An 18,313-nucleotide genomic window follows, 5' to 3' on the forward strand; every position below is an offset into this window, starting at 1 on the left:
ATTATGCACAGCCGATGGCGAAAGGGCTGCCTTCAGTTATCCACCATTCCTGTGGATAACCTTGTGCATTAGACAGTGAAAACAGAGCGCAAGCGAGGAAATACGCGGCCTGGTTACATAATGCTGAGAAACTGGGCTTTTCTCTTATTAATATAAAAAACAGATAGTTAATAAAAAACAAGCCTGAGAATTTTCCGCTGCGTAACAGAGCTGAAATTTAATGACGGTCTCTTGACAAATGTTATAAATCCGCTCCGGCTGGGGATAACCTTGCGCAACGGCAAAAATGTTGTGGCGCTGTTACAGCCAGCAGGAGGCCGCGCCGCGCCAGCGTCTTACTGTGCCGCGTTACTGGTAATTTATCCAGTATTATTTTCTGGCAAAATCGCCACGGCAGAGTAAAATGACTCGGCTAGCCGCCGCATTCTTCAGCAGGAACCGCATCTCATGAGTAAAGTCTTTAAACTAAATTCCGCCTTCCAGCCCTCCGGCGACCAGCCAGAGGCGATTCGTCGCCTCAAAGAGGGGCTGGAGGATGGTCTTGCCCATCAGACGCTGCTCGGCGTGACCGGCTCCGGCAAGACCTTTACCGTCGCCAACGTTATCGCCGATCTCAACCGGCCGGCGATGGTGCTGGCGCCGAACAAAACCCTGGCGGCGCAGCTCTACGGTGAGATGAAAGAGTTCTTCCCCGACAATGCGGTGGAGTTCTTCGTCTCCTATTACGACTACTACCAGCCTGAAGCCTATGTGCCCAGCTCCGACACCTTTATCGAAAAAGACGCCTCGGTAAACGAACATATCGAGCAGATGCGTCTGTCGGCCACCAAGGCGCTGCTGGAGCGTCGCGACGTTATCGTCGTGGCGTCGGTTTCCGCTATTTACGGCCTGGGCGATCCCGATCTCTATCTGAAAATGATGCTGCACCTGACGCGCGGCATGATTATCGACCAGCGCAGCATTCTGCGCCGTCTGGCGGAGCTGCAGTATGCGCGCAACGACCAGGCGTTCCAGCGCGGCACCTTCCGCGTGCGCGGCGAAGTGATCGATATTTTCCCGGCGGAGTCGGAAGATACCGCGCTGCGCGTCGAGCTGTTCGACGAAGAGGTTGAGCGGCTGTCGCTGTTCGATCCGCTTACCGGGCAGATCCTCTCAACCGTGCCGCGCTTTACTATCTATCCCAAAACGCACTACGTGACGCCGCGCGAACGTATTCTGCAGGCGATGGAAGATATCAAAGTCGAGCTGGCGGATCGCCGCCGGGTGCTGCTGGAGAACAATAAGCTGCTGGAAGAGCAGCGCCTGACGCAGCGCACCCAGTTCGATCTGGAGATGATGAACGAGCTGGGCTACTGCTCGGGCATCGAAAACTACTCGCGCTACCTCTCCGGGCGCGGGCCGGGCCAGCCGCCGCCGACGCTGTTCGACTACCTGCCCGCCGACGGTCTGCTGATTGTCGATGAATCGCACGTCACCATCCCGCAAATTGGCGGGATGTATAAGGGCGACCGCGCGCGTAAAGAGACGCTGGTGGAGTATGGCTTTCGCCTGCCGTCCGCGCTCGACAACCGTCCGATGAAATTTGAAGAGTTTGAGGCGCTGGCGCCGCAGACCATCTACGTCTCGGCGACGCCGGGCAACTACGAACTGGAGAAGTCGGGCGGCGAGGTGATCGATCAGGTGGTGCGTCCGACCGGTCTGCTCGATCCGCTGCTGGAGGTGCGTCCGGTGGCGACGCAGGTAGACGATCTGCTGTCGGAGATCCGCAAACGCGTCACCATCAACGAGCGCGTGCTGGTAACGACGCTGACCAAGCGTATGGCGGAAGATCTCACCGAATATCTTGAAGAGCACGGCGAGAAGGTGCGCTATCTGCACTCAGATATCGATACCGTCGAGCGTATGGAGATCATCCGCGATCTGCGTCTTGGCGAGTTCGACGTGCTGGTGGGGATCAACCTGCTGCGTGAAGGGCTGGATATGCCGGAAGTGTCACTGGTGGCGATCCTCGATGCGGACAAAGAGGGCTTCCTGCGCTCTGAACGCTCGCTGATCCAGACCATCGGGCGCGCGGCGCGTAACGTTAACGGCAAGGCGATCCTGTATGCCGACAAGATCACCAACTCGATGGCGCGCGCCATCGAAGAGACCGAACGCCGTCGCGAGAAGCAGCAGAAGTACAACGAGGAAAGAGGCATTGTGCCGCAGGGGCTCAACAAGAAGATCACCGATATCCTCGAGCTGGGCCAGAACGTCATCAAGACGCGCGGCAAGGCCAAAGCCAGCAGCCGCGGCGCCGCCGAGGCGGACGCCAGCTATCTGGCGCTGACGCCGCAGGCGTTGCAGAAGAAGATCCACGAGCTGGAGTCGCAGATGCAGCAGCACGCGCAGAACCTTGAGTTCGAAGAGGCGGCGAACGTGCGCGACAAGCTGCACCAGCTGCGCGAACTCTTTATCGCCGCCTCGTAGCGGCTTAGCTAAAGCGCTGAATGGCGTGTTCTAGCGCCAGCCGCAGCAGCTGGCGGTCGTGACGATAGGGAATATCGGCGGCCTCCAGCGGCTCGCGCACGATCAGGCGGTTCTCGACGCCGGCGGTATCGGCGGCCGGGCTGACCACCACCGCATCAATCACCCGTTTGCCGATATATTTCTCCATCATCGCCAGCTTATCCGCCACCGTCAGGCTGGCGGCGGCTGGACTCAGCTCGCGTCCCAGATTGCCGATAAACACCATGGTGGCGGGCGTACGGCGCAGCGCGCGCGCCATCTCCTCCATCAGCAGGCACGGCATCAGGCTGGTGTAGAAGCTGCCCGGTCCGATCAGAATCAGGTCCGCTTCGGCGATCGCTTCCAGCGCTTCGCGGGTCGGCGCCACGTTCGGGTGCAGCATCAGCTCCTGCGGCGGCTGCGTCATGGCGTCGATATCGGTTTCGCCGTAAACCATATTGCCTTCGCTGTCTAACGCCACCAGATCGACCGGCTGCTCCGACATCGGGATCAGGAAGGCGTCGACCTTGAGCAGGTTGCGAATGATATTGATCGCCTCCAGCGGCCTGACGCTGAGGTGATCCAGCGCCTTAAGCATCAGGTTGCCCAGGTTGTGGCCGGAAAGCTCGCCGTTGCCGGCAAAGCGATATTCAAACATCGCCGACGCGACGCTCGGCTCAGTAATCAGCTGATTGATGCAGTTGCGCATGTCGCCCCAGGCGATGCCGCCTTCGGAACGGCGAATGCGTCCGGTAGAGCCGCCGTTATCGGTGGTGGTGACAATGCCGGTCAGGCGCGAGCCCAGCGGCGACAGGGCTGACATCACGCGACCCAGCCCGTGTCCGCCGCCCAGCGCCACTACGCGATCGAGGTCTGCCAAAGTTCGGTTCATATTTCCTCTTTACCCCCGCTGCCGACTTACCGTACCGGCGTCATTTCAGCGGGCCATGTTAACCTTACTGCCGCGAAAATGCGGCGAAAAACCGTTATATGTCAATATATATAGCGAAATTAGTGGATGGCAGAGCGGCAAAATTCGCGCTACCATTTGCCAACCATGTCGTCCATGTGGCCGACATACACTCAAAGCCTGAACGCCTAAGTCAAATGATAGGGGGTTCAGGCCGCAGCCGACGCGCTGCCAGGGTGCAGAAAGAAATGCCTGCATCTCCCGTATTTGGAAAAGGTGTTCTGGTGTCACAACTTACTGATGCATTTGCACGTCGGTTTTATTACCTGCGTCTCTCGGTGACGGATGTCTGTAACTTCCGCTGCACCTACTGCCTGCCCGACGGCTATAAGCCGCAGGGCGTGAGCAACAAAAGCTTTCTCTCGCTCGATGAAATTCGACGCGTCACGCGCGCCTTCGCCGCGGCCGGCACTGAAAAAGTGCGCCTGACCGGCGGTGAGCCGTCGCTGCGTCGCGATTTTACCGACATTATCGCCGCCGTGCGGGAAAACCGCGCCATTCGGCAGATCGCCGTCACCACCAACGGCTACCGGCTGGCGCGCGACGTCGCCGCCTGGCGCGCTGCCGGGCTTACCGCGCTGAACGTCAGCGTAGACAGTCTCGACGCGCGCCAGTTCCACGCCATTACCGGACAGGACAAGTTCCATCAGGTGATGGCGGGCATCGACGCTGCCTTCGACGCGGGCTTCCAGCAGGTCAAAGTCAACAGCGTGCTGATGCGCGACCTCAACAGCCGCAGCCTGCAAACCTTTCTCGACTGGATCCGCACGCGCCCGATTCAGCTACGGTTTATCGAGCTGATGGAGACGGGCGAGGGCGGCGCGCTGTTCCGCGACCAGCACGTCTCAGGCGCGGTGATCCGCGACCAGCTGGTGGCCCAGGGCTGGCAGCGCCGCGAGCGCGGCCGCAGCGACGGCCCGGCGCAGGTCTTTTACCATCCTGACTACGTCGGCGAGATCGGCCTGATTATGCCCTATTCGCGCGATTTCTGCGCCAGCTGCAATCGTCTGCGCGTCTCGGCGCACGGCAATCTGCACCTTTGCCTGTTCGGCGACAGCGGCGTGCCGCTGCGCGATCTGCTGGTTTCCGATGCGCAGCAGGCGGAGCTGCAGGCGCGCATCGCGCACAGCCTGGGCGCGAAGAAGCAGACGCACTTCCTGCATCAGGGCAATACCGGCATCACGCAGAACCTTTCCTTCATCGGCGGTTAATCTCAGGAGCGAGTCAATGGGCAAATCTACGGGTGAATTTATTCCGGTCAACCTGGCGGTGCTGACCGTTTCCGATCGACGCGACGCCAGCAGCGACACCTCCGGCGACTATTTGCGCGCTGCGGCGCACGAAGCCGGTCACGTCGTGGTGGATCACGCCATCGTCGGCGAAGATCGCTACCGCATTCGCGCCATCGTGTCGCGCTGGATCGCCAGCCTGGATGTGCAGGTGGTGGTGATCAACGGCGGCACGGGGTTCAACGCGAAAAACATCACGCCAGAGGCGATTGAGCCGCTGTTCGATCGCAAAATAGAGGGCTTCGGCGAGCTGTTCCGCATGTTCTCCTGGGAGGATATCGGCGGCTCGACGCTGCAGTCGCGCGCCGTCGCCGGCATCGCCAACGGCACGCTGATCTTTGCGATGCCGGGCTCCACCAGCGCCTGCGAGAGCGCCTGGGAGCGCATTATCGCCGACCAGATCGACGCCCGCACCGGTCCCTGTAATTTCGTTTCACACTTAAAGAAGCTGTAAGCCATGCAACTGACACATATTAACGCCGCGGGCGAAGCCCATATGGTCGACGTCTCCGGCAAGGCGGAAACGGTGCGCGAGGCGCGCGCGGAAGCGCTGGTGCTGATGGCCGCCGAGACGCTGCAGATGATCGTCGACGGCAGCCACCATAAAGGCGACGTCTTCGCCACGGCGCGCATCGCCGGCATTCAGGCCGCCAAACGCACCTGGGAGCTGATCCCGCTCTGCCATCCGCTGATGCTGAGCAAGGTCGAAGTCAATCTGGTGGCCGAGCCGGAACATCAGCGCGTGCGCATCACCTCGCTTTGCCGCCTGAGCGGCAAAACCGGCGTCGAAATGGAAGCGCTGACCGCCGCGTCGGTGGCGGCCCTGACCATCTACGACATGTGTAAAGCGGTGCAGAAAGATATCGTTATCGACCAGCTGCGCCTGCTGAGCAAAAGCGGCGGCAAATCCGGCGATTTCCAGGCGGTGGCCCATGATTAAGGTGCTGTTTTTCGCGCAGGTGCGCGAGCTGGTGGGCACCAGCGTGCTGGAGATGCCTGCTGACTTTCCCGACGTGGCGACGCTGCGCGACGCGCTGGCGCAAAAAGGCGATCGCTGGGCGCTGGCGCTCGACGCAGGCAAACTGCTGGCCGCCGTCAATCAGACGCTGGTGCCGATGTCGCATCCGCTGAAGGCGGGCGACGAGGTAGCCTTTTTCCCGCCGGTCACGGGAGGCTAAGATGGCAACGCAGATCCGCGTCGGTTCGGCGCCCTTTAGCATGGCCGACGAGTACGCCTGGCTCTCTGCCTCCGACGCCGACGGCGCGGTGGTGACTTTTACCGGCAAGGTGCGCAATCACAACCTGGGCGACAGCGTCGCCGCGCTGACCCTTGAGCACTATCCGGGGATGACGGAAAAAGCGCTGCAGGAGATCGTCGACGAGGCGCGCGGCCGCTGGCCGCTCCAGCGCGTCAGCGTTATCCACCGCATCGGCGAGCTTTTTCCCGGCGATGAGATCGTGTTCGTCGGCGTCACCAGCGCGCACCGCGGCAGCGCCTTCGCCGCCGCGGAATTCATCATGGACTACCTGAAAACCCGCGCCCCGTTCTGGAAGCGCGAAGCCACCGGGCAGGGCGATCGCTGGGTTGACGCCCGCGACAGCGACCATCAGGCCGCGCAGCGCTGGGATTAAGGCTTGCTGAGCTGCTCCGCCGGGCCGAAATGGGTCTGGCCGTGAGCGTGCTCGCCGCCGCCGGAGACCCGTTTTAGCTGGATCACCTCGCCGCGCTGCCAGGCGTTGGCGCCCGGCTGCACCGGCTGGGTGACAATATCGGCGCGCGACGCCCGCAGCTTGCGGCTGTCGATATCAAAACGTTTGTCGCGATCCGCCAGCAGGCGATTATCAAGCTGACCGTCGGCGGTAAAGCCCATCATCAGCGCCGGAATGCCGATCGGCAGGGTTTTGTCGCGATCGGTATGCCAGGTGTGCCAGGTTTTGCCGTAGGTATTGGCGATGCGCGCCATCAGCGCGTGATCCGCCGCCTGCGGCAGGCCCGGCGCAATCAGCGTGCCCGATTTCACCTCATAGTCGTGGCTGTGCCACAGCTTTTTCTCTTCCGGCGGCAGGCTCTGATAGAGCCGCGCGCTGATAATGTACTCCACCCCCATCAGCCGCGCGTCTTTGGTATTGCCGTCGTAAATCACCGCCTGCATCACGTCGTCGTTCAGCACCGTCACGTAGTGGTGCGCCTCCATCTGGCCATTCTGATCGCCGTTGTAGAAGTGAAAGCCGTCGAGATAGGTATTAATCGCCTCGATGGGCGGACGCGACTGCAGCAGATCTGCGCCTGTGGCGAGCGCTTTCATTTTTGCCGAGGTGGGCGCGCCGGGCGAGGCGACCTGCGCGGGCGTATTATTCGCGCCGCAGCCGCTGAGCAGCAGGGCAATGGCGGCGCCGAGCCAGAGTTTTTGCATAACTATTTCCTTTTACGCGAGAAAACCTCAGCCTGGCTGAGAAACGCCGATACGCAAGCGCGACGGCAGCGCGGGAATTTACGCCCTGTCTGATGGTTTGTCCGCGCTTCGGTGCTAAGGTAAGGGTTTTGTTTTCCTGCAAGGACCGCTATGTCAGTTTCCGCATCGCTTAAACGTTTCTCGCTGCTCGCCGCGCTGGTGCTGGCGGGCTGTAGCACCAAAAAAACGCCCGAGGCGCCGGCGCGTCAGCCGGCCGACGTCAAGGCGCAAATTCAGCGTCTGCTGCCCGCGCACGTCAGCGACAAACCGGGCTGGGCCACCGATATCTATACCTCGTTCCGCACCCAGCAGATCGACCCCAGCGTCAGCAATCTGTGCGCCGCTATCGCCGTCGCGGATCAGGAGTCGAACTTTAGCGCCGAGGCGGCGGTGCCCGGCCTGCCGAAAATCGCCTGGGGCGAGATCGATCGCCGCGCGGCGAAGGTGCATGTGCCGGCGTTCCTGGTGCGCACCGCGCTGATGATTAAATCCTCCAACGGCGAAAGTTATGCGGCGCGCCTCGACAAAGTGCGCAGCGAAAAAGAGCTGAGCGCCATTTTCGACGATTTTATTGATATGGTGCCGATGGGACAGACGCTGTTCGGCAACCTGAACCCGATTCATACCGGCGGCCCGATGCAGGTCAGCATCAGCTTCGCCGAGGCGCACGCCAAAGGCTATCCCTGGCCGATCGACGGCTCGATCCGCCGCGAGGTCTTTACCCGCCACGGCGGCATGTACTTCGGCATTATGCATCTGCTTGGCTATCCGGCGGACTACAGCAAGCCGATCTACCGCTTCGCCGACTTTAACGCGGGCTGGTACGCCAGCCGCAACGCGGCCTTCCAGGCGGCAGTGGCGCGCGCGACCGGCATGAAGCTGGCGCTGGACGGCGATCTGATCCTTTACGGCTCAGACAAGGCGGGCGCGACCGAGCTGGCGGTGCGCACCCTGGCGAAGCAGATCGACATGAGCGACAGCGCCATTCGCCGCGACCTGGAGAAAGGGGAGCAGGCGAGCTTCAGCGACAGCACGCTGTGGAAGCAGGTCTTCGCGCTGGCCGACAAGATGGCCGGCCGGCCGCTGCCGCGCGAGATGCTGCCGGGCATCAAGCTGGAGAGCCCGAAAATCACCCGTAATCTGACTACGGCCTGGTTCGCGCAGCGCGTCGACAGCCGCTATCAGCAATGTTTATCGCGCCGCTGAGGCGCGCATTGTGGGGCAGTTAAGCGATGCTGTGCCACAATTAGGCATATCCGTCGGCTTGCCGACGCCTTTTCACTCACATGAGGTGCATCATGGATCGATATCCACGCAATGATTCTCTGGTGCAGCCCGCGACGAGCGGGTTGCAGGCTTTTATGGCGCAGGTTTACGGCTGGATGACCTGCGGGCTGCTGCTCACCGCCTTTGTCTCCTGGTATGCGGCGGGCAACGAGCGCATCATGTTCTTTATCTTTTCCAACCGCATGACCTTTTTCGGGCTGATTATCGCCCAGCTGGCGGTGGTGTTCGTGCTCTCCGGCATGGTGCATCGCCTGAGCGGCGCGCTGGCGACCGGGCTGTTTATGCTCTATTCGGTGCTGACCGGCCTGACGATGGCCAGCATTTTCCTCGCCTACACCTACACCTCAATCGCCAGCACCTTCTTTGTGACGGCGGGGATGTTCGGCGCCATGAGCTTTTACGGCTACACCACCAAACGCGACCTGAGCCGCTTCGGCAGCCTGCTGTTTATGGCGCTGATCGGCATTTTGCTGGCGTCGCTGGTGAACTTCTGGCTGAAGAGCCCGGCGCTGATGTGGGCGATTACCTATATTGGCGTGGTGGTGTTCGTGGGGCTGACCGCCTATGACACCCAGCAGCTGCGTCAGATGGGCGAGCAGATCGACGTGCGCGACCGCGAGTCGCTGCGCCGCTATTCAATTATGGGCGCCCTGAAGCTCTATCTCGACTTTATCAACCTGTTCCTGCTGCTGCTGCGTATCTTCGGCAATCGTCGCTAAGCAACTAATGGCTCCATCCCGCCGGCCAGGCCGGGATGGAGCCAATGCGAATTACGCACTCTTCTGCAGTTTCTGTTCATTCTTCGCGCGCAGATGCTTCGCGCGGCTCTCCAGCATCAGATAGAGCACCAGCGCCAGCAGCAGCGGCAGAATAAAGTAGAGTACGCGATAGGCGAGCAGCGCCGCGATAATGGTGCCGTGCGACGCGTGCTGTCCGCTTAGCAGCGCCAGGAACACCGCCTCCAGCACGCCAATCCCGGCCGGAATATGAATAATCACCCCCGCGATGCTGCTGATCAGGAGTACGCCGAGCACGACCGGGTAATCCACCTGCCGCGCCAGCAGCAGCCAGATAATCGCGCCCATCACCAGCCAGTTGGCGGAGGAGACCGCAAACTGAAACAGCGCCATGCGCAGCGACGGCAGCTGCAGCGTCTGACGCCGGATGGTCCACTTGCGGCGCTTTGAAAAGGCGCAGGCCCAGAGAAAGATCGCCACCACCGCCAGCAGCACCACGCCGATAATGCGCAGCGTGGTTTCGCCGATAAACCAGCCGCCGGGGATCGGCACCATGCCCGCGCTAAACACGATACCCGCCAGCAGGATATAGCCGAGCCAGTTGGTGGCGATGCTGAGCGAGAAAATGCGCGTAATGGTGGCGCTGTCCAGTCCGAGGCGCGAATAGAGCCGGTAGCGCATCGCCACGCCGCCGACCCAGGTGCTGAGCGTCAGGTTAAAGGCGTAGCAGATAAACGACACCAGCATCACCTGTCGCTTCGCCAGCTTATGGCCGCAGTAGGCGCGGCCGATCAGGTCATAGCAGCCGTAGGTGAGATAGCTGACGATCACCAGCGTGACCGCGCTCAGCACCGCCAGACGGTTGTAGTTGACGATAACGTTATAGACATCTTCCCAGTTCACTTTGCGGGCGTAGACCACCAGCAGCACAATCACCGCGATAAAGAAGAGCCAGGTCAGCACCTTCTTCGCCAGCTTCCATTTAGGATGTTTTTCCGCCATCAGGATTTCGCCCCTTCATTGTCTGTTTCGACCCGGTCCTGCGTTTCCATTTCCGGCTGAACCGGCGGATCGACCTGCGCAATCAGCGGCGTATGCGCGGGCAGCCAGCCGGCGATAGCCGGGAAATGGCGTAAGAAGTGAAACACCACCACGCTTTTGGTCAGCTGCCACCAGTTGCGCGGCGGCAGGCGATCTTCCTGCACGCGCTGGCAATCTTTCGCCAGCAGCTGCTCCAGGTTATCGCGCAGCGTCTGGTTAAAATCGCGATCGTAGATAATCAGGTTGGCTTCGAGGTTGAGCGACAGGCTCAGCGGATCGAGGTTGCTGGAGCCGACGGTGGCCCACTGGCGATCCTGCACCGCCACCTTGCCGTGCAGCGGGCGGCGGATATATTCGTAGACTTCGACGCCGGCATCCACCAGATAGTTATAGAGCAGCTCCGCGCCGACTTTAACGATCGGCATATCCGGTTCGCCCTGTACGATCAGCCTGACCCGCACGCCGCGCTGCGCCGCGTTGCGCATCTCGCGCAGCAGACGATAGCCGGGGAAAAAGTAGGCGTTGGCGATAATCACATCCTCTTTCGCGCTGCGCAGCATATCGAGATAGTGCTTTTCGATATCGTCGCGGTGGTCGTCGTTGTCGCGATAGACGAACAGCACCTGCGCGTTGCCGGGTACGGCGTTGACCGCAGGGCGATGCGAGCGGCCGCCCCACCAGCGGCGCGTCACCGCTTCGCTGCCCATCGCCTCGCGCACGTAGCGGGTGATATCCTCCACGATGGGGCCTTTGACCTCAACGGCATAATCCTGCTTCGCCTCCGGGCCGTAGCTGGTGTTGTGCTCGGCGGAGAAGTTAATGCCGCCGACGAAAGAGATGACGTCGTCCACCACCACGATTTTCCGGTGCAGGCGGCGGAAGACGTTGGTGCGCATCCCCATCACCAGCGGACGCGGATCGTAGTAGATAAAGCGCACGCCTTCAGCCGTCAGGCTATTGACGAATTTGTCGGAGAGATCCGGCGAGCCGTAGCCGTCCACCATCACCTCTATCTTCACGCCGCGCTGCGCGGCGGCCAGCAGCTCGCGATGCAGCGCGTTGCCGACCTCATCCTCAAACAGGATAAAGGTTTCCAGCATCACGCTGCGTTCGGCGCGCTGAATGGCGCCGAACACGCGCGGGAAAAATTCTTCGCCATTTTCCAGCAGACGCAGACTGTTGCCTTCTCGCCATTCAAAATTCATAGGTGAATCTCCACGGCGAGCGGGGCGTGATCCGACAGGTGCGACCAGGGTTTACGCGGCAGCGCCCAGGGATGACTGACCGTGGCGTTGCGGACATAGATACGATCGAGCCGCAGCAGCGGAAAGCGAGCAGGGAAGGTGCGCGCCGGGCGACCGTGTTTCATGCTAAATACCTCTTTTAATCCTGCGCCATGCTTCAGAATGTGATTGGCGCGCAGCTGCCAGTCGTTGAAATCGCCCGCGACGACCAGCGGCGCGTCGTGCGGCAGCGAGGCCACCATGTCGCACATCATCTTCATCTGCGCGTGGCGGTGCGCCTCTTTCAGACCCAGATGCACGCAGATAACGTGCAGGGTGCCGTGCGGCTCCGGCAGGCTGATTTTGCAGTGCAACATGCCGCGGTTTTCACTTCCTGCGACAGAAATATCGCGATTTTCATACTCCTGAATGGGAAACCGTGACAAAATCGCGTTCCCGTGGTGTCCCTCTGGATAAACGGCGTTGCGGCCGTAGGCGAAATCGTTCCACATGGTGTCGGCCAGAAACTCGTAGTGCGGCGTGCCTGGCCAGTTTTCGTGATGCAGCGGGTGTACGGCATGCGTGCCCATCACCTCCTGCAAAAAGACGATATCCGCTGAGGTGGCGCGCACCGCTTCGCGCAGTTCCGGCAGGATGAAGCGACGGTTGAAAGTGGTAAATCCCTTGTGGGTATTGATCGTCAGGACTTTAAGGAAAAATCCTTGCTTAGTTTGTGGCATACTCTCGACGCACTCCTTTTCATCAGCAACAAAAGTAAAGTGTAGTCTTTGTCACAAACGGGTGCGGTTAAGGATGGAAATTTAGGGCGTTATCCGAAAATTGCTTTACATTGAGGAAACCGTTACCGGCCTGTGCCGGTTGCACTTGGGCGACCTGTTGGGTCTGCCAGGAGAAAAGAATGAAATGGTCTAATCGTGTTCAAATCATCACTGGACAAACCTGCGTGCATATCGCAATGCACGCGCTGGTGATCGCCGCGCTGATCTGGGGCTGGAAGCACAAAGCTCTGATCGAAGTGTGCAGCACGCTGGTAGCCGCCTATGCCGTGGTGTTTATCGCCATGCTGGTCCTGCAGCGTAGTGTTCGTTTGCGTCGCATCGGTGATTATCTTGAAGAAGCGACTACTACCTACTATTTTGGCGCGGCGATGATGACGCTGTTTATCGTCTCGCGCTACATCCACAACGCCTTGCTAATCGGTATGCTGGGCGTGGTGATGCTGGTAGGGCCGGCGCTGGTCTCACTGCTGGCGAAAGAGCCGGCAGGGCGCATCCAGAAGAAGCGCAGCTAACCTTCCGGGTTGGCTATCAGGGGCTGCCGCAAGGCGGCCCTTGTTGTTTCTGCCTTTCTCGCACCCCGCGAGGAAAGCTGCTACACTGCCATCCTTACGCATCGTAGTTTGTGCCCTTTTCACACGTTAGCCCTCGGCTGGCGTCACTTTCCCCCCTGAAAACTACACCGTGAATCGCGGTCAGGGCGGACCGGAGTAACACACTTAATGTCTTTTGACTCTCTCGGCCTGAGCGCCGATATTTTGCGTGCGGTCGCTGAACAGGGCTACCGTGAACCTACGCCTATCCAGCGCCAGGCGATCCCTGTGGTGCTGTCCGGACGCGATCTGCTGGCCAGCGCGCAGACCGGTACCGGCAAGACCGCCGGCTTTACGCTGCCGCTGCTGCAAAAACTCTCTACTCAGGCTGCTTCGGGCCGCGGTCGCCGTCCGGTGCGCGCCCTGATCCTGACCCCGACGCGTGAACTGGCCGCCCAGATCGGCGAAAACGTGCGCGACTACAGCAAATATCTGGAGCTGCGTTCGCTGGTGGTGTTCGGCGGCGTCAGTATCAATCCGCAGATGATGAAACTGCGCGGCGGCGTCGATATTCTGGTCGCCACGCCGGGCCGTCTACTCGATCTGGAACACCAGAACGCGGTCGATCTGTCGCAGATCGAAGTGCTGGTGCTGGACGAAGCGGATCGCATGCTCGACATGGGCTTTATCCACGACATCCGCCGCGTGCTGGCCAAGCTGCCGGCGAAGCGTCAGAACCTGCTGTTCTCAGCAACCTTCTCCGACGACATTAAAACGCTGGCGGAAAAACTGCTGCACAACCCGGAGCAGGTCGAAGTCGCGCGCCGCAACACCGCCTCCGAGCAGGTGTCGCAACTGGTGCACTTCGTCGATAAGAAGCGCAAGCGGGAACTGCTTTCACAGCTGATCGGCGAAGGCAACTGGCAGCAGGTGCTGGTGTTTACCCGCACCAAGCACGGCGCCAACCACCTGGCTGAACAGCTGAATAAAGACGGCATCACCGCCGCGGCGATCCACGGCAATAAAAGCCAGGGCGCTCGTACCCGCGCGCTGGCCGACTTTAAAACCGGCGCCATCCGCGTGCTGGTGGCGACCGACATCGCCGCGCGCGGTCTCGATATCGAAGAGCTGCCGCACGTAGTGAACTATGAACTGCCGAACGTGGCGGAAGATTACGTGCACCGTATCGGCCGTACCGGTCGCGCTGCCGCAACCGGCGCCGCGCTCTCTTTGGTCTGCGTGGATGAGCACAAGCTGCTGCGCGATATCGAGCGTCTGCTGAAGCGTGAGATCCCGCGTATGGCGGTGCCGGGCTATGAGCCGGATCCGAGCATCAAGGCGGAGCCGATTCAGAACGGTCGCGGTCAGCAACAGCAGCCGCGTGGCCGCGGTCGTGGTCAGGGCGGCGCGCCGTCATCTGCACGTCCGCAGGGCGACAAACGCGCGCCGCAGCCGCGCCGTCAGAGCCAGTCCGAGCAGGGCGCTAAGCCTGCGCGTCCGTCGCGTCGTCCGGCTGCGAAGAAAACCGCGTAACGCCATGCGGGTGTTGCTTGCCCCGATGGAGGGCGTGCTGGATTCGCTGGTGCGCGAGCTGCTGAGCGAGGTCAACGATTATGACCTCTGCGTCACCGAGTTTCTGCGCGTGGTGGATCAGCTGCTGCCGGTCAAATCGTTTTACCGGCTCTGTCCCGAGCTGCGCAACAACAGCCGCACGCCTTCGGGCACGCGGGTGCGTTTGCAGCTGCTCGGTCAGCATCCTGAATGGCTGGCGGAGAATGCGGCACGCGCCGCCGAGCTGGGTTCCTGGGGCGTCGATCTTAACTGCGGCTGCCCCTCGAAGCTGGTGAACGGCAGCGGCGGCGGCGCCACGCTGCTGAAAGATCCCGAACTGATCTATCGCGGCGCGAAGGCGATGCGCGAGGCGGTGCCGTCGCATCTGCCGGTCACGGTGAAAGTGCGTCTCGGCTGGGATTCCGGCGAGCGGCGCTTTGAAATCGCCGACGCGGTGCAGCAGGCGGGCGCCAGCGAGCTGGTGGTGCACGGCCGCACCAAAGAGGATGGCTACCGCGCCGAGGCGATCAACTGGCAGGCAATAGGCGAGATCCGCCAGCGGCTGCGCATTCCGGTGGTGGCGAACGGCGAGATTTGGGACTGGCAGAGCGCGCAGGCGTGTATGAGCGCCACCGGCTGCGATGCGGTGATGATCGGTCGCGGCGCGCTCAACGTGCCGAACCTCAGCCGGGTGGTGAAGTACAACGAGGCGCCGATGGCCTGGCCGGACGTGGTGGCGCTGCTGCAAAAGTATGCGCGGCTGGAGAAGCAGGGCGACACCGGCCTCTACCACGTCGCGCGCATCAAGCAGTGGCTCGGCTACCTGCGCAAAGCCTATCCGCAGGCGGACGGCCTGTTCACCGACATCCGCGCGCTAAAACACTCCGCCGCTATCGCCGAGGCGATCGACCGACAGGCCGCAGCCCTGACCCTGTGACAAAAATTCAGGCGACCCGTTAGCAGGCTAAGCGTATAGTGAAAGCCATTTTTCACAACAAGCCAGCCTGCTATGTCTGATGTCGCGGTACTGACTAACGGTCAACTCAACAAACGCATTCTCTCGGTTCTGATCTTCACCTTCTTCTGCTATCTCTCCGTCGGGCTGCCGCTGGCGGTGCTGCCGGGCTTCGTGCATAACCAGCTCGGCTTCAGCTCGTTTGTGGCGGGGCTGATTATCAGCCTGCAATATTTCGCCACGCTGCTGAGCCGTCCGCAGTCGGGCCGGCTGGCGGATCGTCTGGGGCCGAAGCGGGTGGTGATGCTCGGCACGCTGCTCTGCGGCATGAGCGGCGTGATGACCATTATCGCCGCGCTGTGCCGCGACTGGCCGCTGGTCAGCCTGCTGCTGCTGGCGGCTGGACGCCTGTTCCTCGGCGTCGGCGAAAGCTTTAGCAGCACCGGCTCCACGCTGTGGGGCATGAACATCGTCGGGCCGCTGCAGACCGCGCGCGTCATCTCCTGGAACGGCGTCGCCACCTATCTGGCGATGGCGATCGGCGCGCCGCTCGGCGTGATGCTGAACCAGGGACTGGGCATCAGCGGCTTTGCCGGCCTGGTGGCGCTGATGGGCGTCGTAGGTTATCTGCTGGCGAGCCGCAAACCAGCGGTCGAGGTGAGTCAGGGGCAGCGCATTCCATTTCATCGCGTCTTTTCGCGCGTCTGGCTGTTTGGCCTGGCGCTCGGCTTCGGCACCATCGGCTTCGGCGTCATCTCAACTTTTATTACCCTCTACTTCGCCAGCCGCGACTGGAGCGGCGCCGCCTTCGCGCTGTCGCTATTCAGCCTCGGCTTCGTGCTGTTTCGCCTGCTGTTCAGCCGCGCCATTACGCGCTTCGGCGGGCTGCGCGTCGCTATCGTCTCTCTGCTGCTGGAGTGCGCCGGGCTGCTGATTATCTGGCAGGCGGAGAGCAGTGTGCTGGTGGATCTCGGCGCGCTGCTGACCGGCTGCGGCTTTTCGCTGATTTTCCCGGCGCTGGGCGTGGAGGCGGTGAAGCAGGTTGAGCGGCAGGATCAGGGCTCGGCGCTCGGCGTCTACTCGGCGTTTCTCGACCTGGGACTCGGCCTGACCGGCCCGGTGGCGGGATTGCTGATTGGCTACTGGGGCATGCAGTCGGTCTACCTGGCGGCGGCGATGATGGTGCTGGGCGCCTTCGCCATTACGCTGCGCCTGATGCAGCGCTATAGCGGCGCGGCGTAACGCCGCGCCGAAGCCATCAGAACTGCGAGAAAAGGGCGTAGAGCCCGGCGGCCAGCAAAATCGACACCGGCAGCGTCAGGATCCACGCCATCGCCAGATTGCGCAGCGTGGCGAGCTGCAGGCCGGAGCGGTTGGCCGCCATGCTGCCCGCCACGCCGGACGAGAGCACATGGGTGGTAGAAACGGGCAGGCCGAAGCTGTCCGCCGCGCCGATGGTCGCCATCGCCACCAGCTCCGCGCTGGCGCCCTGCGCGTAGTTGAGGTGGGTTTTGCCGATGCGTTCGCCCACGGTCACTACGATGCGACGCCAGCCGACCATGGTGCCGAGGCCCAGCGCAATCGCCACCACCACTTTCACCCACATCGGAATAAAGCGCGTGGCGCTGTCCAGCTCCTGCTTGATCGCTGTCAGATTGCGCTGCGTCTCTTCCGGCATCGCCACTTTATTAGCCTGAATATGTTTGATCGATTCCGAGGTCAGGTACATCTGGTTACGGGTATTCGACACCGCCTGCGCCGGGATATTCTCCATGGAGCCGTAGCGGCGGATCTGCTCGCTGATATCGCCCAGCGTCAGGGCCAGCGCGGGCAGCACGTTGGCGTTCATCTCATTGGTACGCACATAGTCGGTCAGCACGTCGCGCGCGACCGGCGGACGGGCGCTGGCGGGCTGTAGCTGCAGCAGCTGGTTTTCCGTCACCTGCGCCAGCGCCGCCACGCGCGGGATCTGATCCGGCGGCAGCGAACGGTTCAGCGCATAGGCGATCGGCATGGTGCCCACCAGAATCAGCATAATCAGCCCCATGCCTTTCTGGCCGTCGTTGGAGCCGTGGGCGAAGGAGACGCCGGTGCAGGTCAGGATCAGCAGGCCGCGGATCCAGGCCGGCGGCGGCTCGTTGCTTTGCGGCGCTTCATAGAGATCGCGGTTGCGAATAAAGGCCTTCATCGCCAGCAGCAGCAGCGCGGCGCAGATAAAACCCACCAGCGGCGAGAGGATCAGCGAATAGCCGATCTTAATCGCCTGATCCCAGTCCACGCCGCTCATGCCGCTGCGGCCGTGCAGCAGCGCATTGGCGACGCCGACGCCGATAATCGAACCGATCAGCGTATGGGAAGAGGAGGAGGGCAGGCCGAGATACCAGGTGCCCAGGTTCCAGATAATGGCGGAGAAGAGCAGCGCATAGACCATGGCGAAGCCGCCGCCGCTGCCCGCCTGCAAAATCAGCTCGACCGGCAGCAGCGAGATAATGCCGAACGCCACCACGCCGCTGGAGAGCAGCACGCCGAGAAAGTTGCACAGTCCTGACCAGACCACCGCGACGCCGGGCGTCAGCGAGTGGGTGTAGATTACCGTCGCCACTGCGTTGGCGGTGTCGTGAAAGCCGTTAACGAACTCAAACCCCAGCGCGATCACCAGCGCCAGGCCCAGCAAAAAGAAGGGGACGTAGCTGGTGACCGGCGTGTCGGTCTCCTGCACGTCGCTGAACAAGTTGAACCCGGCAAAAGAGAGCCCGGCGACCAGCAGAATAAGAAACAGCGGTTTTGAAAAGCGGTTGCGCTTGCCAGTCAGATTGGGACGCCCGGCAACCGATGACGATAAGCTGTTTTCGCTCATAAACACCTCGGTGGATAGTGGCGGGCGCGCCCTGTCCGCACCCATTACTGGCAGGGATACGCGCTTTATATGACAGAACAATGATGTTGCGCGGCGGCTGTCATTATTCTGTCATCACTCTGCATCAGGCTGT

18 protein-coding genes and 1 riboswitch are annotated in these 18,313 nt (G+C 61.6%); of the genes, 12 read left to right on the top strand and 6 right to left on the bottom strand.

All coding sequences use genetic code 11. The features are described from left to right. Positions 1 to 447: 447 nt before the first annotated feature. Positions 448 to 2,469 (top strand): excinuclease ABC subunit UvrB, encoded by a 2,022-nt coding sequence (gene uvrB / locus AC6I7Z_RS06370; protein ID WP_497813549.1) that lies wholly within the window; start codon positions 448 to 450, stop codon positions 2,467 to 2,469. 4 nt (positions 2,470 to 2,473) lie between these two features. On the opposite strand, the gene AC6I7Z_RS06375 is transcribed toward uvrB, so the two are convergent. Further along, positions 2,474 to 3,379, bottom strand: a complete 906-nt coding sequence (locus AC6I7Z_RS06375) for a gluconeogenesis factor YvcK family protein (protein ID WP_497813550.1) — start codon at positions 3,377 to 3,379, stop codon at positions 2,474 to 2,476. 177 nt (positions 3,380 to 3,556) lie between these two features. Then, a riboswitch (molybdenum cofactor riboswitch) is annotated at positions 3,557 to 3,691 on the top strand. Between AC6I7Z_RS06375 and moaA the strand changes: the two genes are divergently transcribed. The 5 genes from moaA (at position 3,682) to moaE (ending at position 6,378) form a co-directional block, all read left to right on the top strand. Next, positions 3,682 to 4,668, top strand: a complete 987-nt coding sequence (gene moaA / locus AC6I7Z_RS06380) for a GTP 3',8-cyclase MoaA (RefSeq protein ID WP_497813551.1) — start codon at positions 3,682 to 3,684, stop codon at positions 4,666 to 4,668. Its footprint overlaps the riboswitch before it by 10 nt. A 16-nt stretch (positions 4,669 to 4,684) precedes the next feature. Next, entirely contained in the window at positions 4,685 to 5,200 is a 516-nt protein-coding gene (gene moaB, locus AC6I7Z_RS06385; protein ID WP_033751590.1) for a molybdenum cofactor biosynthesis protein B, read from the top strand. A gap of 3 nt (positions 5,201 to 5,203) precedes the next feature. Further along, on the top strand, positions 5,204 to 5,686 hold the full coding sequence (moaC, locus tag AC6I7Z_RS06390) for a cyclic pyranopterin monophosphate synthase MoaC (protein ID WP_497813552.1): 483 nt from the start codon (positions 5,204 to 5,206) through the stop codon (positions 5,684 to 5,686). After that, positions 5,679 to 5,924, top strand: a complete 246-nt coding sequence (moaD, locus tag AC6I7Z_RS06395) for a molybdopterin synthase sulfur carrier subunit (protein ID WP_497813553.1) — start codon at positions 5,679 to 5,681, stop codon at positions 5,922 to 5,924. The genes moaC and moaD overlap by 8 nt, the downstream gene beginning before the upstream one ends. A gap of 1 nt (position 5,925) precedes the next feature. After that, complete coding sequence (gene moaE / locus AC6I7Z_RS06400; protein WP_497813554.1) at positions 5,926 to 6,378, top strand: molybdopterin synthase catalytic subunit MoaE; 453 nt, start codon at positions 5,926 to 5,928, stop codon at positions 6,376 to 6,378. On the opposite strand, the gene AC6I7Z_RS06405 is transcribed toward moaE, so the two are convergent. Beyond that, entirely contained in the window at positions 6,375 to 7,160 is a 786-nt protein-coding gene (locus tag AC6I7Z_RS06405) for an OBAP family protein (protein WP_497813555.1), read from the bottom strand. The two genes, moaE and AC6I7Z_RS06405, sit on opposite strands and share 4 nt — an antisense overlap. A 150-nt stretch (positions 7,161 to 7,310) precedes the next feature. Here AC6I7Z_RS06405 and AC6I7Z_RS06410 point away from each other — a divergent pair, with 150 nt between their 5' ends. Beyond that, positions 7,311 to 8,405 (top strand): DUF1615 domain-containing protein, encoded by a 1,095-nt coding sequence (locus tag AC6I7Z_RS06410; protein WP_497813556.1) that lies wholly within the window; start codon positions 7,311 to 7,313, stop codon positions 8,403 to 8,405. A gap of 92 nt (positions 8,406 to 8,497) precedes the next feature. After that, the gene (locus AC6I7Z_RS06415; RefSeq protein WP_434126713.1) at positions 8,498 to 9,205 is read left to right on the top strand and encodes a Bax inhibitor-1/YccA family protein; all 708 of its coding nucleotides are present in this window, start codon (positions 8,498 to 8,500) and stop codon (positions 9,203 to 9,205) included. A 51-nt stretch (positions 9,206 to 9,256) separates the two neighbouring features. On the opposite strand, the gene AC6I7Z_RS06420 is transcribed toward AC6I7Z_RS06415, so the two are convergent. From AC6I7Z_RS06420 to AC6I7Z_RS06430, 3 genes are read right to left on the bottom strand one after another with little or no spacing between them, the layout of a single operon-like run. Then, positions 9,257 to 10,225 carry a lysylphosphatidylglycerol synthase domain-containing protein gene (locus AC6I7Z_RS06420; RefSeq protein ID WP_497813557.1) on the bottom strand — a complete coding sequence of 323 codons (969 nt, stop codon included), beginning with the start codon at positions 10,223 to 10,225 and terminating at the stop codon, positions 9,257 to 9,259. Then, positions 10,225 to 11,469 carry a cardiolipin synthase ClsB gene (gene clsB / locus AC6I7Z_RS06425; protein ID WP_497813558.1) on the bottom strand — a complete coding sequence of 415 codons (1,245 nt, stop codon included), beginning with the start codon at positions 11,467 to 11,469 and terminating at the stop codon, positions 10,225 to 10,227. The genes AC6I7Z_RS06420 and clsB overlap by 1 nt, the downstream gene beginning before the upstream one ends. Beyond that, positions 11,466 to 12,227: an endonuclease/exonuclease/phosphatase family protein gene (locus AC6I7Z_RS06430; protein WP_497813559.1), complete on the bottom strand. Its 762-nt coding sequence runs from the start codon at positions 12,225 to 12,227 to the stop codon at positions 11,466 to 11,468. The genes clsB and AC6I7Z_RS06430 overlap by 4 nt, the downstream gene beginning before the upstream one ends. A 179-nt stretch (positions 12,228 to 12,406) precedes the next feature. Here AC6I7Z_RS06430 and AC6I7Z_RS06435 point away from each other — a divergent pair, with 179 nt between their 5' ends. The 4 genes from AC6I7Z_RS06435 (at position 12,407) to AC6I7Z_RS06450 (ending at position 16,565) form a co-directional block, all read left to right on the top strand. Next, positions 12,407 to 12,799 (top strand): YbhQ family protein, encoded by a 393-nt coding sequence (locus AC6I7Z_RS06435; protein WP_033751562.1) that lies wholly within the window; start codon positions 12,407 to 12,409, stop codon positions 12,797 to 12,799. 207 nt (positions 12,800 to 13,006) lie between these two features. Further along, complete coding sequence (gene rhlE / locus AC6I7Z_RS06440) at positions 13,007 to 14,350, top strand: ATP-dependent RNA helicase RhlE (RefSeq protein WP_497813560.1); 1,344 nt, start codon at positions 13,007 to 13,009, stop codon at positions 14,348 to 14,350. 4 nt (positions 14,351 to 14,354) lie between these two features. Next, positions 14,355 to 15,305, top strand: a complete 951-nt coding sequence (gene dusC / locus AC6I7Z_RS06445) for a tRNA dihydrouridine(16) synthase DusC (protein WP_497813561.1) — start codon at positions 14,355 to 14,357, stop codon at positions 15,303 to 15,305. 72 nt (positions 15,306 to 15,377) lie between these two features. Then, the gene (locus AC6I7Z_RS06450) at positions 15,378 to 16,565 is read left to right on the top strand and encodes an MFS transporter (RefSeq protein WP_497813562.1); all 1,188 of its coding nucleotides are present in this window, start codon (positions 15,378 to 15,380) and stop codon (positions 16,563 to 16,565) included. A gap of 16 nt (positions 16,566 to 16,581) precedes the next feature. Here the strand turns inward: AC6I7Z_RS06450 and AC6I7Z_RS06455 are convergent, their stop codons facing one another. Continuing rightward, positions 16,582 to 18,180: an inorganic phosphate transporter gene (locus AC6I7Z_RS06455; RefSeq protein ID WP_497813563.1), complete on the bottom strand. Its 1,599-nt coding sequence runs from the start codon at positions 18,178 to 18,180 to the stop codon at positions 16,582 to 16,584. Positions 18,181 to 18,313 lie beyond the last annotated feature (133 nt).

It is taken from the genome of Pantoea sp. X-Soil-MYKO-1289, assembly GCF_059730625.1.